At 42.4% G+C, this 14,839-nt stretch carries 15 protein-coding genes; all 15 read right to left on the bottom strand.

Going from position 1 to position 14,839, the window contains the following annotated elements; all coding sequences use genetic code 11:
* Window positions 1-246 precede the first annotated feature (246 nt).
* Complete coding sequence (locus M1K46_RS15815; protein WP_062236828.1) at window positions 247-1,800, bottom strand: bifunctional GNAT family N-acetyltransferase/carbon-nitrogen hydrolase family protein; 1,554 nt, start codon at window positions 1,798-1,800, stop codon at window positions 247-249.
* 28 nt (window positions 1,801-1,828) lie between these two features.
* On the bottom strand, window positions 1,829-2,221 hold the full coding sequence (locus tag M1K46_RS15820) for a VOC family protein (protein WP_256226783.1): 393 nt from the start codon (window positions 2,219-2,221) through the stop codon (window positions 1,829-1,831).
* Window positions 2,222-2,223: 2 nt separating this feature from the next.
* Window positions 2,224-2,874, bottom strand: a complete 651-nt coding sequence (locus tag M1K46_RS15825; protein ID WP_256226722.1) for an HAD family hydrolase — start codon at window positions 2,872-2,874, stop codon at window positions 2,224-2,226.
* A 205-nt stretch (window positions 2,875-3,079) separates the two neighbouring features.
* The gene (locus tag M1K46_RS15830; protein WP_256226723.1) at window positions 3,080-3,946 is read right to left on the bottom strand and encodes a ComEC/Rec2 family competence protein; all 867 of its coding nucleotides are present in this window, start codon (window positions 3,944-3,946) and stop codon (window positions 3,080-3,082) included.
* Window positions 3,947-4,048: 102 nt separating this feature from the next.
* A complete protein-coding gene (yhbH, locus tag M1K46_RS15835; protein WP_053355627.1) occupies window positions 4,049-5,215 on the bottom strand; it encodes a sporulation protein YhbH in 1,167 nt (388 codons plus the stop codon).
* Window positions 5,216-5,627: 412 nt separating this feature from the next.
* Window positions 5,628-5,807: a FeoB-associated Cys-rich membrane protein gene (locus tag M1K46_RS15840; protein WP_053355628.1), complete on the bottom strand. Its 180-nt coding sequence runs from the start codon at window positions 5,805-5,807 to the stop codon at window positions 5,628-5,630.
* A 26-nt stretch (window positions 5,808-5,833) separates the two neighbouring features.
* Entirely contained in the window at window positions 5,834-7,840 is a 2,007-nt protein-coding gene (gene feoB, locus M1K46_RS15845; RefSeq protein WP_256226724.1) for a ferrous iron transport protein B, read from the bottom strand.
* Window positions 7,837-8,064 carry a FeoA family protein gene (locus M1K46_RS15850; RefSeq protein WP_053355630.1) on the bottom strand — a complete coding sequence of 76 codons (228 nt, stop codon included), beginning with the start codon at window positions 8,062-8,064 and terminating at the stop codon, window positions 7,837-7,839. The genes feoB and M1K46_RS15850 overlap by 4 nt, the downstream gene beginning before the upstream one ends.
* A 131-nt stretch (window positions 8,065-8,195) precedes the next feature.
* On the bottom strand, window positions 8,196-8,381 hold the full coding sequence (locus tag M1K46_RS15855) for a hypothetical protein (protein WP_053355631.1): 186 nt from the start codon (window positions 8,379-8,381) through the stop codon (window positions 8,196-8,198).
* 50 nt (window positions 8,382-8,431) lie between these two features.
* Window positions 8,432-8,989, bottom strand: a complete 558-nt coding sequence (gene lepB / locus M1K46_RS15860; RefSeq protein ID WP_053355632.1) for a signal peptidase I — start codon at window positions 8,987-8,989, stop codon at window positions 8,432-8,434.
* Between the two features lie 193 nt (window positions 8,990-9,182).
* Window positions 9,183-11,078 (bottom strand): PrkA family serine protein kinase, encoded by a 1,896-nt coding sequence (locus M1K46_RS15865; protein WP_256226731.1) that lies wholly within the window; start codon window positions 11,076-11,078, stop codon window positions 9,183-9,185.
* A 425-nt stretch (window positions 11,079-11,503) separates the two neighbouring features.
* A complete protein-coding gene (gene trmL / locus M1K46_RS15870; RefSeq protein ID WP_053355634.1) occupies window positions 11,504-11,977 on the bottom strand; it encodes a tRNA (uridine(34)/cytosine(34)/5-carboxymethylaminomethyluridine(34)-2'-O)-methyltransferase TrmL in 474 nt (157 codons plus the stop codon).
* 74 nt (window positions 11,978-12,051) lie between these two features.
* Window positions 12,052-12,939, bottom strand: a complete 888-nt coding sequence (locus tag M1K46_RS15875) for an amidase domain-containing protein (RefSeq protein WP_053355635.1) — start codon at window positions 12,937-12,939, stop codon at window positions 12,052-12,054.
* An 80-nt stretch (window positions 12,940-13,019) separates the two neighbouring features.
* Complete coding sequence (locus M1K46_RS15880) at window positions 13,020-13,559, bottom strand: methylated-DNA--[protein]-cysteine S-methyltransferase (RefSeq protein ID WP_256226733.1); 540 nt, start codon at window positions 13,557-13,559, stop codon at window positions 13,020-13,022.
* A 63-nt stretch (window positions 13,560-13,622) separates the two neighbouring features.
* Window positions 13,623-14,768, bottom strand: a complete 1,146-nt coding sequence (gene queG / locus M1K46_RS15885) for a tRNA epoxyqueuosine(34) reductase QueG (RefSeq protein WP_256226735.1) — start codon at window positions 14,766-14,768, stop codon at window positions 13,623-13,625.
* Between the last annotated feature and the right edge of the window lie 71 nt (window positions 14,769-14,839).

Consider the following 14,839-nt stretch of genomic DNA (forward strand, 5'->3'; position numbering starts at 1 on the left):
ACGGAATCTCCTCCTTTTAGGTGCGGGTCTACTCCCTCTATAATTCTTTACCGAGCATGTTTTCCCTTCTCATTCGGGAAATTCTCAATAGCATTTTTATTATAACGCAGTGCTAAAGCCACGAAAACTGCTTTCGACACGCCGTTATCTTTTGCCTTATGATCTGATGTCCTGCGACAATATTTCCCGGTAAATAAAAATTTATAAGCAAAAACGACAGGGAATTTCCTGCCGCTTTATTTTTTTTCAACCTTTACTTTTACTCTTTTGAACCACTTCATAAAGATCCAGTCTGCGGTTACGGAGCTGAGTGACGTTTCCTGTCTTGCGCTGTCTGCGCAAGATCTCAAGGTCAACGTCCCCGACCACCACTGTTTCGATGTTCGGATGGCACTCACCAACAATTCCGTCCCGAGGGAAAGCGAAATCAGAAGGCGTAAAGATTCCAGACTGCGCATACTGGATATCCATATTCTCAACTTGGGAAAGGTTGCCGACCGTTCCTGCTATGACAGTGTAGATCTCATTTTCAACTGCTCTTGCCTGTGAGCAGTATCTTACCCGGACATACCCCTGTCTGTCTTCTGTACAGAACGGCGTGAAGATAATGTTAGCTCCCATGTCTGTAACAATTCGTGACAATTCAGGGAACTCGATATCATAACAGATCAGAATGGAGATCTTACCGCAATCTGTATCAAATACTTGTACCTTGTCCCCAGGTGTAATCCCCCACCATTTTCTTTCATTCGGCGTAATGTGGATCTTATACTGCTTCTCGATTGTCCCGTCTCTGCGGAATAAGTACGCCACATTATAGATGTTTCCATCCTCTTCAACGAAGTGGGAGCCGCCGATAATATTAACGTTATAACGGACAGCGAGATTAGTAAAGAGCTCAATGTAATCCTCTGTAAACTCTGTTAAACGCCTGATGGCTTGGCTAGGGCTTTTTTCTTCACAAAATGATAAAAGCTGAGTTGTCAGGAGTTCAGGAAAGACCGCAAAGTCAGAGCCCTGATCGGCTGCAACATCTGTATAATATTCTACTTGTGTAGCAAAATCTTCAAACGATCCGATGGTTTTCATCATGTATTGAATAGCCGTGATACGGATCGGTTCACTCGTTTTAAAATGCCTTCTCGTATTATGCGGATGATAATCAACGTTATTCCATTCCATTAAAGTCGCATACTCTTTAGACTGTTTATCATCCGGAAGATAATGGCGGTTGATCCTCATGACAGTAAAACCATTCATCAGCTGGAACGTCAGTACCGGATCGTAGATATTGTGGTGAATCACTTCTTTTACATAATCTCTCGGCGTCATTTCACTCGAATGTTTGTAATAGTTAGGAATGCGTCCACCAAGGATAATACTTTTCAGGTTCCACTCTTCAGCCAGTTCTTTTCTCGCTTCATAAAGACGCTTTCCGATCTTCATCCTTCGGTATTCCGGATGGACCATAACTTCTATGCCGTATAGGTTATAGCCATTGGGGTTATGGTTGGTAATGTACCCCTCATCAGTGATCTCGTCCCAAGTATGCTGGTCATCATATTCATCAAAGTTAACGATCAGACTTGAACAGCTGCCAATGATTTTTCCCTCGTATGTAACTACAAACTGACCTTCAGGAAAAATGTCCAGATGGCTTTCAAGCTGCTCGCGCTTCCACGGCTCCATGTGATCTGGGAAACAAGTTTTCTGCAATTCAAGTATTTCATCTATATCATTGTATTGTATATTCCTAAGCTCAATCTTCTTTTCAAATTTGGAAACATCAACTTCGCTCAATGGATTCACTCCTATCCTTTTTCATGCATCAGATCCAATTGCTCATTCTCTCAGCCAAAGAGCCTGTGTTGAGCTCCAGCTGTATGCCATCAGGATCCAAAAAATTAACGCAGCGTCCTCCGCCTCGTTCTAAAGGGCCTCTGATAATTTTTACTTCGTTAGCTATAAGGATTTCAACTGCTTGATCAAAATCTGCTTCAAGTACAGTGAAAGCCGCATGGTCTATACCTGCTGATACCCTATCCGCTTTCTTAGCTTCTCCCCGTTCCAGTAAACAAATCCACACTGGCCCCCACTCGAGATATGCGTCAGTCCGCCCTCTGTGAACAAGCTCAGCTTTTAATATATTTTGATAAAAAATCAGCGATTGGCTTAAATTTTCAACAGCAAAAGTTAGGTGATTGACCCCCTGGATTTTGATCATCAGAATCTGTTCATCAGTTCCTTCAACTGTACTTCTGCCAATGATTCCATCTGGTGATCTACATCTCCAAATACAAGTCCCTTTGTTACTTCATTTGGAATGACCACGCAATAAAGCCCTGCTGCCTTTGCTGCTCTCGCTCCATTTGCCGAATCCTCAAACGCGATCGCTTCATTGGGTTTAACCCCAAGGCATTTTACGGCTTCCAAATACAGTGCCGGATTTGGTTTTACATGTTCCACATCATCCGCTGTTTTAAGGCAGTCAAAATAGGAAAGCAAATTTAATTTTTCCAGGTGCCCCGTTACCCACTGACGTGAGGAACTGGTTGCCAATGCTATTTTCAGACCGAGTTCTTTAGCAGCTTCAAGATAGTCTTCCACTCCCGGCAAGGGTTTTTCACCCTCGAGCATGGATAGTACCCGCTCATGATGCTTGGCACGCAAGCCCTTTCTATCGACCTTCTTGTTGATTTGTTCTTCAAGGTATTCAAAGGGATCCAGAAAATCTTTTGTTCCGATGCATTGCTGCCATAACTCTAAGGGCATATTGCAAGAATGCTCAGTAAAAATTTCTTGAATGGCATTATATACACTCGTCTCCGAATCTAAGATAAGCCCATCAAAGTCAAAGACTACAGCTTTTATCATTTGCTTCCCATCCTCCCTTTTCATATCTTTATTTTCTTATCCCTGCCCCAAAAGTGCAAGGGAGAAGCCTTTTTTAGAAAAACGCAAGTGCCCAGCTAAAATCCGACAAGCGCTGGAGCTAGACATTACTCCTATGCAAACTATATTTTATCCTACCTTAACCTACAAAATCACAAAAAAACAAGACAGCCCAAAGCAGGCTGCCTTATTTAAATCCGTTCGTTCGAAACGTAATTTTATTTCCGTTGCTGATAGCCGTTATGACTCCGAGCTGATCGGTTCTGTAGATGGTCATATTCAGTCTTTCCAGACGGAACAGCACTTCTTTTGATGGATAATGATAGGGATTATTGTTTCCTACCGAGATCATAGCTGTCTTCGCATGGACTGCTTTTAAAAACGCCATCGTTGTTCCCGTATTTGCTCCATGATGACCTATTTTAATGACATTTGCTTTTAAATCCTTTTTGGATGACAGCAGTTCCTTTTCCGATTCCATTCCAGCGTCAGCCATCAGCAAAAAGCGGTTTTTCCCGTGTGTAATTCTTAAGACCGCAGAGTAATCATTAATGTATTTATAATAAGCAGAACCAGGTGCAAGCATATCAACCTTCACCGAAAAACCAAAACGGAATTTGGTTCCTGCCTTGGCACGTTCTACCGGGATGTTCTTTTCGTTAATAATTTTGAAAAGATCGTGATAATAAGCGGTATCATACGGAAGATTGGGCATATAAATCTTTTTCACATTAAAATTGCGGATCACATCGTCCATCGATCCGATATGGTCATGGTGAGGATGCGTGGCCACCAAAACGTCTATGTCTACAACTCCCTGGCTTTGCAAGTACCGGATGATCTCAGGTCCATCATTTTCATCGCCGGCATCAACAAGCATACTTCTCCCATTCGGCATCTGAATCAGGATGCAATCCGCCTGCCCGACATCTAAAAAATGCACCTTAAGCGGTTCAAACCACGTGGCACTTGCGATCTTAGGGGAGATGCACAACACAGCAGCAGATAGAATAACCGCTAACACTATCTGCTTCATGATTCGAATAACATTCAACGACTCCGTCCCCTCCCATTTGGTTATGAATTAGTTATATGTAACTTTCCTGCATAATAAAAGAAAACCCATTATCCAATACATGGATAATGGGTTAGCAGCTTATTTTGCTGCTTCTCTTTTTCTGAAAAAGCTTTTCATGGAATGATATACATCTGCTTTTTCTTTAAGAATATAATAATTGAATTTAGGATCTGTGATGTTTTTATACACACTCATCAAAGTGGAATGGCGGTTATAGGCATTGACCTCGCCATATCCAAACATATTACTGTGCTCCATAATTTCCTGCACAAGCTTAACGCAACGAGCATTGTCGCTTGTCAGATTATCGCCGTCTGAAAAATGAAAAGGATAAATATTAAACCGTGATGGTGAATACTTTGTTTCAATTAATTCCAGGGCTTTACGATAAGCTGACGAACAAATCGTTCCCCCGCTCTCCCCTTTTGAAAAGAAATCTTCTTCTGTTACAACTTTCGCTTCTGTATGATGAGCAATAAATTCAATTTCCACTGTTTCGTATTTGGAACGCAAAAAACGGGTCATCCAAAAGAAAAAACTTCTTGCCATGTATTTTTCCCAAATCCCCATTGATCCTGATGTATCCATCATAGCAAGGACTACAGCTTTTGATTCCGGTTTTACGACTTCATTCCAGGTTTTAAAACGCAGGTCGTCGTTATAAATGGGTGCTATTGCCGGTTTTCCTTTTAAGGCATTGCGCTTAAAAGCAGTTAGAATGGTGCGTTTCTTATCTACGTTCCCCATTAATCCAGTCTTGCGAATATCGTTGAACTCAACCTTTTCCAGAACGATATTGTCCTGTTCTTTTTGTTTTAAATCCGGCAATTCCAGCTCTTTAAACAAAAATTCCTGAAGCTCTGCAAGTGATACTTCCGCTTCCGAATAATCGGCTCCCGGCTTGTCGCCTGCCTGGCCTTTGCCCTTTCCAGCTCCAGCCTGGTTTCCGTTCCCATCTCTCGCCACCACGTCTCCTACCTGGCTGTCACCGTCACCCTGCCCTACATGCTTATTCTTCTCATAATTGTATCGGATTTTGTATTCATCCAGGGAACGGATTGGTATTTTAATAACATCACGCCCATTGGATAGAATAATGTTTTCTTCACTGATTAGATCTGGCAGGTTGTTTTTAATGGCCTCCTGGACCTTTTCCATGTGTCTCTGATGATCCTGATAGCCTTTGCGGTGGAGGGACCAGTTCTCTTGAGAAACGGCAAAATTGTTTTTAGCTTCCTCGCTCATTATTTCCCCTCCTTCTTTTTTAATTGGCTCATTATTTTATTTGAATGAAATCGGATCAATTGATAAAAGAACCACCCGCTTTTGAATTGAAAAAGGGTTGGTTACTTTATCCTATGCAGTACAAGATGAGAATTGCTAAGTAATTGACACATTTTTCAATCTATTGAGATAAGCGTAGGTTTGCTCAACAAGAAGCAGGACCCTTAAGTCTTTTTCTTTGGGTACGGGGGGCTGTATCGCAAGTGAAAAAGTCTGAATTTCCAGTTAGTTACAATTAAGCGCTAGTTTGGCTCAATTATTTCGAATTAGAATCAATTAATCATCCGATTGGCTCAATTTAGATTTTCGCTCAATTCCATCGTCAAACGGCACAAAAAAAGCACCCCATGAAGAACATGGAATGCTTTGAAAGTTATTTATTGTAGTTTGAAAAGGCAACTTTATCATCCATCATATCACTGCATGCGGACTGGCAGCCTTTCTTCAATGCACAGGTTGCGCATTTTCCTTGTTTGCTCTTTTTTACAAATCGGAAAATGGTGAAGCCTGCATATCCAAAAATAAGTAAGCCGAGCAAAATATTAAGCAGCATTCATTATCCCTACTTTCCGTTAAAACTTAAAAGCCGAGCAGCTTTCCGCCCTGGTAGATCACCAATGAAACCAGGTAAGCGATGAGAAGGGCGTAGATAATCGAAAACCATGTCCATTTAGTTGATCCGGTTTCCTTTTTGATTACGGCAACCGTTGCAAGACAAGGGACGTACAGCAGTAAAAATGCCATGAAGCTATAAGCCGCCAATGGAGTGAAGTGGTGCGCCATCACGCCCTGCAGTGTATGAAGATCAGGTGCCACATAAATAATATTCATCGTGGATACGACAACTTCTTTGGCGAGGAATCCTGTCAGTAAAGCAGCTCCCGCCTGCCAGCTGCCAAATCCAATCGGTTCAAACAGTGGAGCGAGCACTCCGCCGATCATGGCCAGGAAGCTCTTATTCATTTCAACGTCAAAACCGGACGGACCTGCATAACTCAGGAACCAGATCACGACCGATCCTCCAAAGATAAAGGTTCCGGCTTTCCTAACAAACCCCTTCCCTTTTTCCCATGTATTCCTCATGAGCGTACGCCATTGTGGAATGCGGTAAGGAGGAAGCTCGATCACGAACATCGAACTCTCTTCCTTAAGTATGGTTGAAGAGAAAAGCTTGGCCAGAGTCAGTGCAATCAGAATTCCCAATAGGTAAAGAGAGAGCACTATAAGCGCCTGATTTTGTGTAAAGAACGCTCCCACAAACAGGCTGTAAACAGACAGCCGTGCGGAACAGGACATCAACGGCGTTAATATAATGGTTAAGAGGCGTTCCTTTGGCTGCTCAATCGTTCTCGCTGCCATAATTCCAGGAACGTTGCATCCAAAACCGATAATCATGGGGATAAACGCTTTCCCGTTCAACCCGATGCTCTCTAACGTCTTATCCATAACCATGGCAATCCTCGCCATGTATCCTGAATCTTCAATGAAAGAGATCAGGAAGAAAAGGATCATGATCTGGGGTACAAATACAAGAACTCCTCCCACTCCAGCCACGATGCCATCCAGAATCACTGCCTGGATAAATGAAGAAGCACCGGCTGCTTGCAGGATGGATTTCAATGTATCTGTTAAAGGACCCGTCAGGAATCCATCGAGCATATCAGAAATTGGACTCCCAAGCCAATCAAATGTGAGTTTGAAAATGAAGTACATGAAAAAAATAAAAATAGGAATACCTAAAAATTTGTTCGTTACGATGTTATCAATGCGATCGGATAATGTATATTTTACGTCTTTCCCTTTTATTAAGGAGACGTCCACAATATCCTGGATGTAGGCGGCTCGGACAGCTCGTATAAAATACAGCAATGATTTAGCTTTTTCTTCGCTTTGAATACGTTGTTCTGTCTCTGCGAGCAGCGTCTGGAGCTCTTCCTCTGCAATGTACGATTGAAGCAATGTGCGCACCACATCATTTCCTTCAAAGAACTGAAGAGCAAGCCATCGCTTAGGCGGCAAGCCGTCAATGTCAGGAATTTTAGCCGCTAATTGATCCATTGCTTTTTCAAGTATACTGCCATAGGAAATATATAAAGGCTGATTCTCTTGCTGCTCATTGGTCAACAGCCCCGCCAGCTCTTTGCAGCCAGAACCTGTTCTGGCGACGATTGGAAGAACAGGGCTATTCAGCTTTTCAGACAGCTTTTTTTCATCAATTGAGATCCCGCGGCCTTTAGCAACGTCCACCATGTTAAGGCCAATGACTACGGGCTTGCCATATTCGAGAAGCTGAATCGTTAAGTATAAGTTACGTTCAAGCTGTGAAGCATCAACGATATTTAAAACCATGGAAAATTGTTCTTCAATCAGGAAACGGGTTGCAACCCCTTCATCTTTTGAAAGCGGGTTAAGTGAATAGATTCCGGGCAGATCAATCAAGTGCCCTTTTTTATTGTTCAGCATTCCGACTTTCTTTTCTACGGTTACACCTGACCAGTTTCCTACATATTCGTAAGAATTCGTTAGGATGTTAAACAAAGATGTCTTTCCGGTATTCGGGTTACCGGCTAGTGCGATTTCAATCATGAATGGCAGACCTGAATCATTTTTGCTTCACTTCTGCGAATCCCAACCCATTGTCCGCCTGCTTCAACAGCAAAAGGCCCTCCAAACGGAAGAATTCTTTTGATGATGATTTCCGTTCCTTCCATGATTCCCAAATCAAGCAGTCTTCTGCGTACCAATGTATTCACAAGCTCTGTATTTATGATTTTTGCTTTTCCGCCAGCTCTAATATCCGTTAAAACCATATTTTAGCACCCCTGAGAGAATGATAATTATTATCAATGTATATTCTCATTATATGAGATTCATTCTCAATAGTAAACAGGCAATTTTCATTCTAATCAAAAAACCTGCTTCGGTTACCCGAAACAGGTTTTTACTGGTTATTCTTCTTTTTATTGTTATGTTCATACTGCGCAGGGTCAGGCGTTTTTCCGCGTTTCTCTACATCCTCATTCGTGGACATTTTCTCCATTACCTTTCCATGTTCCTTCATTTCTTTAAAGTTTGGAGTCATGGAGCTGTTTTTTGGTTTTTCTGTATAATCCTGTTCTCTGGACATATACCATCACCTCTTACGTGCACTATTCCCTTATTCCAATCTCAATAAACTTACTTGATAACTTCAAGCTCTTTTACAGGCCAATAGCGCAGGTTTACTTCACCCACTATTTTTTTCATATCGATCAGCCCGATATGGCGGCTGTCAATGCTGTGCAGCCGATTATCTCCCATAACAAAGACTTTTCCTTTTGGAATGACCTTTTGGCCGGTTACTTCTTCCAATGTAAAATCACCTGTCAGATTCCCGCTTGTAATATGCTTCTTGTAATCATCTAAATAGGGCTCATCAATTTGTTTGCCATTGATATAAAGGTGATCATTTTGATAGGCAATCCGCTCACCCGGCATGCCAATCACCCGTTTAATATAGTCCTCTTTCGCATTCGCATGAAACACAATCAAATCAAACCGTTTAGGCTCACCAAGATTGTAGCCTAATTTATTTACAATCAGCCTGTTTCCATTTTGAATGGTCGGCATCATGGATTCTCCATAAACTACGTACTGTTCAAATAAAAATTTCTTTATCAGCAACGCTAGTATAAGTGCTATTCCAATGGCTTTGATCCAATCCCATAATTGGCTGCTATCCTCCCTGGAACTCATCCTTTCACTTCCTTTTTGTTAGCGTTTAGTATCAATTTACCACTATAGTTTATCATAATACAAGGTATTCTCTTTCTAAGTCCCCTTTATTCTTTTATAATCCACATATTCTTTTGCCTTGGGCCATACTTCTGGGCAAGACTTTATAAAAAAAAACGCATCCTATGAAATCATAGGGATGCGTTTTTAATAACTAGCGGTTTAAAAGGCTTCCTACATACCTTAGGAGTTCGTTCGCTGATGTCGTATTGTACCCATGGTCTTCGACGAGGCGGGCTATGACTTCATTTACCTTTTTGAGCTGTGTTTCATCAGGTGTCTTTGAAGAAGTCGTAATTTTAACAACATCTTTCAAATCTGCAAACAGCTTCTTCTGGATTGCTTCCCTTAAGCGTTCGTGGGAATTATAATCAAATTTCTTTCCTTTTCTCGCATAAGCGGAAATTCGGATTAAAATTTCTTCCCGGAATGCTTTCTTCGCATTTTCAGAGATTCCAATCTGTTCTTCAATAGACCGCATCAGCTTTTCGTCCGGGCTCATCTCTTCACCAGTCAGCGGGTCTCTCAGTTTATTTTTATTGCAATAAGCTTCCACATTGTCGAGGTAATTATCCATCAGTGTTTTTGCAGATTCTTCATAAGAATAAACAAAGGCTTTCTGAACTTCTTTCTTCGCAATCTCATCATATTCCTTTCGTGCCAGGGAGATAAAATTAATAAAGCGCTCTTTATCCTCTTTCGTAATCGAAGCATGGTGGTCCAGTCCATCCTTCATAGAGCGGAGAACATCGAGTGCGTTGATCGATGGAATGTCTTTGCGGATGATGGCAGAAGAGATCCTGTTAATGACGTAACGAGGATCGATTCCGCTCATTCCCTCATCCGAAAACTCCTTCTGCAGCTCTTCCAGATCGATATGGTTGAAGCCTTCCACGATCTCACCGTCATACAGCCTCATTTTCTTGATCAGGTCCATACCCTGCTTCTTTGAGTCCTTCAAACGGGTTAGTATTGAGAAAATCGCTGCAACTCTCAAGGCATGAGGAGCAATGTGGACATGGGACATATCACTGTCTTTGATCATCTTTCCATAGATGCGTTCTTCTTCAGAAACCCTTAGGTTGTACGGAACTCCCATAACGATAATCCTGGAGTGTAAAGCTTCATTTTTCTTATTGGCGATAAATGACCGGTATTCCGATTCATTCGTATGAGCGACAATCAATTCATCCGCAGAGATCAGCGCAAATCGTCCCGCTTTAAAGTTGCCTTCCTGAGTAAGAGATAATAAATGCCAGAGGAACTTTTCATCACACTTCAGCATTTCCTGAAACTCCATCATCCCCCGGTTCGCCTTATTCAGCTCTCCATCAAAGCGGTACGCACGGGGATCTGATTCTGATCCGAACTCTGCAATCGTTGAAAAATCAATACTTCCTGTTAAATCAGCAATATCCTGTGATTTCGGATCGGATGGGCTGAATGTTCCAATCCCTGTCCTTTTATCTTCGGAAAAAAAGATTCGTTCAACCATCACATCTTCAATGCAATTATCATACTCTTTTTCAAGCCTCATCGTGTTTAAAGGGGACAGGCTGCCTTCGATCCTGATGCCATAATCTTCAAAAAAATCCTCACGCAGATGATGAGGAATCAAATGCAATGGATCCTCATGCATCGGGCAGCCTTTGATGGCAAATACCGCTCCTCCATCTGTTTTCGAATATTTCTCCAGACCTCGTTTCAGCATGGTAACAATCGTGGATTTCCCTCCGGAAACAGGCCCCATCAGTAAAAGTATCCTTTTTCGAACATCCAACCGTTTAGCTGCAGGATGGAAATACTCCTCTACCAGCCTTTCGATTGAATCCTCTAGCCCAAAAATCTGGTTGGTGAAAAAGTTATACCTTTTGGCTCCATTCACTTCCTCTATTCCTGCATCTTTAATCATATTATAGACTCGGGAATGAGCGGACTGAGCGACATAAGGGCGTTCCTTTAAAATCTCAAGGTATTCTCCGAAGGTACCTTCCCAGGCAAGACGCCTCTCCTCTTCACGGTGCAATTGGATTTTACTTAAAATATCCATGTGTACCCCCTTGCGTAGTGTTTGCATCCTTCGTTTGTTAATCTACTTTATGCGAGGATGTCCCCAATCATTCAAGTTGTTTTTTGTTTTTCCGATAGAAAAACTTTGTTGTAGCAGTACCAAAAATGATAGTGGTTTTAGTATTGTTATGTGTCATGACGATGGATTAGTCTTGATATTTTCAAGCTTGTTTTTTACACCAGTTTTACGTTGTGCGGATACAGTGGTTTCGATATAATAAAGAAAGGATATGGAAAATTGCACCCAAAGGAGGAGATCGCATGAGTTTCATCCTTATACTAGGAGTTATGCTCGCGTTCTTAACCGCCATTTTCACTGCGGGATACAATGACAATCCCGGAGCAAAATAAGCTGTACATATAAAAAAACGCCCCAATATGGGACGTTTTTTTATTTTTTTTGCGCTAATCCAATGTTGGAAACTCCTGCTGTCTCAATGCTTCATAAATTAAAATCGCTGCGGTATTGGACAGGTTCAGTGAGCGAATATTCTCGTTCATCGGCAGTCTGAAACAGCGTTCCTCATTTGCCTTAAGCAGCTCTTGCGGCAATCCGGTCGTCTCACGGCCGAACACAAAAAAGTGATCGCGTGATGACTCGCTGTAATTCATATCGCAGTAGCGCTGTTTTCCGAATTTGGTAATATAGTAATACAATCCTTCTGGAAAACACTCGAACAGTTCCTCCAGAGAATCATAATAATGAACATCAACGTGTTCCCAGTAATCCAGTCCTGCCCTCTTCAACTGTTTATCATCCGTTGAAAATCCAAGCGGACGGATCAGATGCAGAGATGTTCCTGTTCCCGCACATGTACGGGCAATATTTCCGGTATTGGCCGGAATCAGGGGCTGATAAAGAACGACATGTAAACCCAAAACTCTCACCTCGAATGCTTATTCCTCCATTATTATAGCACTTTTATCGGAATATAGCCTTGAGGCACACGTTTTTACACAATATGAAAAAACTTATATTTGATTTGCGGGGTATAGGCGGTGGAATCCTCGTACTTCCAAAACCTCATCCGGCTGTCTGTTGAATGTGCATTGACCAGCGGCTCTCCAGAAGAATCCTTGGCTACCACAATCGTTGTATGCTGCCAATGCCCGTCACCATCAAAATCATAGCAGATGACGTCACCTGGCATAAGCTGGCTCGCTGAAGACACCTCCCTCGCCTGCAGCTGTGATTTGGAGCCGCTCAAATACCATCTCATGGCGTTAGCTACCGTCCAGCTGTAGCTCCAGTCATGATGTTTAAACCACCATCCCTTTGAACGGGTGCCATGATGGACCATAGGAATGCCCCCGCCAGCATGAAGACACTGTGAGATATAGTTTGTACAATCGACATCAAAGGATTTGAAGGAAGGGTTATACGTATTCCACCATCTTTCCGCGTATCTTACTGCCGCCAGCCGGTCATACGGCTGCTTTCGAAGGACGGGAGACTCAGTCTCTCTTTCGATCTTTACTTTTTCTTTATGCTGCCCTTCAGGATTTAACACTTTATCACTGATCAGCTGATCTTCTTTAAAGACCGCTCTCCTCTCCTGGGTCCATTCTTCTACATAAAAATCATAACCATGCCTGATCAGGTTACTGAAGTGAAGAATGTAATCCACCTGACGAAGATCATCAAAGTTGGAATGCCTAAGAACCTGTGCTTCTACATTATTGTTAACAAGGACGGCATTTCTCTCATGCAATGCCTGTTTTTTACGGGCAAAACTCTCCCTTTCTTCCAATGGCAAATAAACACTATCAGTCCACTTTTCGTTGACCATCCAATCGGTCAGCCGCTGAATATAGAACTTCAGATGCTCCAGCCAGTACATAGGCCACCCCCGTGTTGCAAAATTAACGTACTATCAGCATATGAAACAGAGCCAAAAAAAAAGAACCGTTTAAAAACGGTTCATGAGGTCTTTGGTATAATGTTTTGAAGTTCAATGTTTAAAAGAAGTTCTTTTTTATCCAATCCGCCGCCATAGCCTACAAGCGCACCATTGCTTCCAACTACCCGGTGGCATGGAATAACGATGGGGACTGGGTTTTTATTGTTTGCGCTGCCTACAGCTCTCACTGCTTTCGGGGCGCCTATTCCCTGTGCGATATCCTTATAGGAGCATGTAGCGCCATAAGGAATTCCCTTCAGTTGCTCCCAAACTTTAATTTGAAAGGGAGTGCCATACAGGTCTAATGGAATAGAAAACTCCTGCAGTGTACCGCTGAAGTAGCTCTCAAGCTGCTCAACGACCTTCTGCAGCTGTCCTGGTGAATGAATCAGTTCCCCCTTAAGGTAGTTCTTCGACATCCAGGATTGAAGGGATGGTAAATTTTCTTCAAGGCTCCCAAAGTCAATCCGGCAAACACCATTTTCGGTTGCAATAATAGTCAGGAGGCCAATCGGGCTTTTCATTTCCTCATATGAGAATAATGTTTTTATATTACACATAAAAATCCCTTCTTTTATTTTCTTAATGATTTCTATACTAACGGACATGTTCCTGTGACGCGATTAGTAAATTCCGTGATTTTCAAGCAAATTCAGCCCTTTATCGATTTCTGCAGCCACATTTCCGTCTTTTTCTCGTTCTTTTGCCGCATTAAGGTGATTTCTTGCGTTCACTGCTCCTATTTTCCCTAGAGCCCAGGCAGCTGTTCCCCTAATTACTGGTCTAGGGTCTTCATTCATCAGCTGGACGAGTTCATCTGCAGCTGATTCATCTTTAAAATGAGCAAGAGCAAGAATAGCATTTCGCTGGATCGGTTTTTTCCCTCTCCATGAGCCGGAGACATGGCCGAACTTTTCCTTGAACTCCCGGTTGCTCATATGAAGGATCGGCTTTAATAAAGGCTTCGCTATCTCAGGATCCGGTTCCATCTCCTGATGAAGATGGAAATCCTTCCCCTTATTTTTCGGACATACCGTCTGGCAGGTATCACAGCCATATAAACGGTTTCCTATTTTTTCACGGTATTGGTCAGGAAGAAAATCCTTCGTTTGTGTTAAGAAAGCAATACATTTATTGGAGTCCAGCTGTCCTCCCTGTACAAGGGCTCCAGTTGGGCATGCATCGATACAAATCGTGCAATCTCCGCATTGATCGGTAATCGGTGTATCGGGAGGCAGGTATACGGTAGTCAGCAATTCGCCCAGATACACATAAGAACCGAACTCCGGTGTGATGGTGGCACAATTCTTTGCGCTCCATCCAATCCCCGCACGCTCTGCAGCAGCACGATCGGACAATTCCCCGGTATCGACCATTGACATCACCTCTGCTTCCTGAACCTTTTCTGTAATAAAGGCCTCTAACAGCCGGAGCTTCTCACGCAAGATGTGGTGATAATCCACTCCCCAGGATGCCCTGCAGAAAATCCCTCTGCGTGCACCTTTTACACTGCGGGGAGCATCTTTCATTTTTGAGGGATAAGCTAGAGCGATGGATATAATGGTATGTGCACCTTCCATCAAAAGCTGAGGGTTCGTTCTCTTTTCAATGTCTTCTTCTTCAAACCCTGATTGATAACCGAGCTCCTGCTGCTGGATAAGCCTTTCCTTCAATTCAGTAAAAACATCTGAAGAAGCAAATCCAATTTTGTCGATACCAATTGATTTACTATATGCAATAAGTTCTTCTTTAAACTGGGCGCCTGTCATAACTGTACCTCCTTTCTTCATAAAAGGATTTCTTCATCTATGGTAAACTATCTATAAAATACATTGATAAG

Source organism: Fictibacillus sp. WQ 8-8 (genome assembly GCF_024494405.1).
Taxonomy (GTDB): Bacteria; Bacillota; Bacilli; order Bacillales; family Fictibacillaceae; genus Fictibacillus_C; species Fictibacillus_C marinisediminis.

What these genes read in the sequence shown, in the direction of transcription:
- M1K46_RS15825 (WP_256226722.1), bottom strand. Translation starts at nt 2,874, where the DNA reads ATGATAAAAGCTGTAGTCTTTGACTTTGATGGGCTTATCTTAGATTCG.
- yhbH (WP_053355627.1), bottom strand. Translation starts at nt 5,215, where the DNA reads ATGAGCGAGGAAGCTAAAAACAATTTTGCCGTTTCTCAAGAGAACTGG.
- M1K46_RS15840 (WP_053355628.1), bottom strand. Translation starts at nt 5,807, where the DNA reads ATGCTGCTTAATATTTTGCTCGGCTTACTTATTTTTGGATATGCAGGC.
- feoB (WP_256226724.1), bottom strand. Translation starts at nt 7,840, where the DNA reads ATGATTGAAATCGCACTAGCCGGTAACCCGAATACCGGAAAGACATCT.
- M1K46_RS15850 (WP_053355630.1), bottom strand. Translation starts at nt 8,064, where the DNA reads ATGGTTTTAACGGATATTAGAGCTGGCGGAAAAGCAAAAATCATAAAT.
- M1K46_RS15855 (WP_053355631.1), bottom strand. Translation starts at nt 8,381, where the DNA reads ATGTCCAGAGAACAGGATTATACAGAAAAACCAAAAAACAGCTCCATG.
- lepB (WP_053355632.1), bottom strand. Translation starts at nt 8,989, where the DNA reads ATGAGTTCCAGGGAGGATAGCAGCCAATTATGGGATTGGATCAAAGCC.
- M1K46_RS15865 (WP_256226731.1), bottom strand. Translation starts at nt 11,078, where the DNA reads ATGGATATTTTAAGTAAAATCCAATTGCACCGTGAAGAGGAGAGGCGT.
- M1K46_RS15875 (WP_053355635.1), bottom strand. Translation starts at nt 12,939, where the DNA reads ATGTACTGGCTGGAGCATCTGAAGTTCTATATTCAGCGGCTGACCGAT.
- M1K46_RS15880 (WP_256226733.1), bottom strand. Translation starts at nt 13,559, where the DNA reads ATGTGTAATATAAAAACATTATTCTCATATGAGGAAATGAAAAGCCCG.
- queG (WP_256226735.1), bottom strand. Translation starts at nt 14,768, where the DNA reads ATGACAGGCGCCCAGTTTAAAGAAGAACTTATTGCATATAGTAAATCA.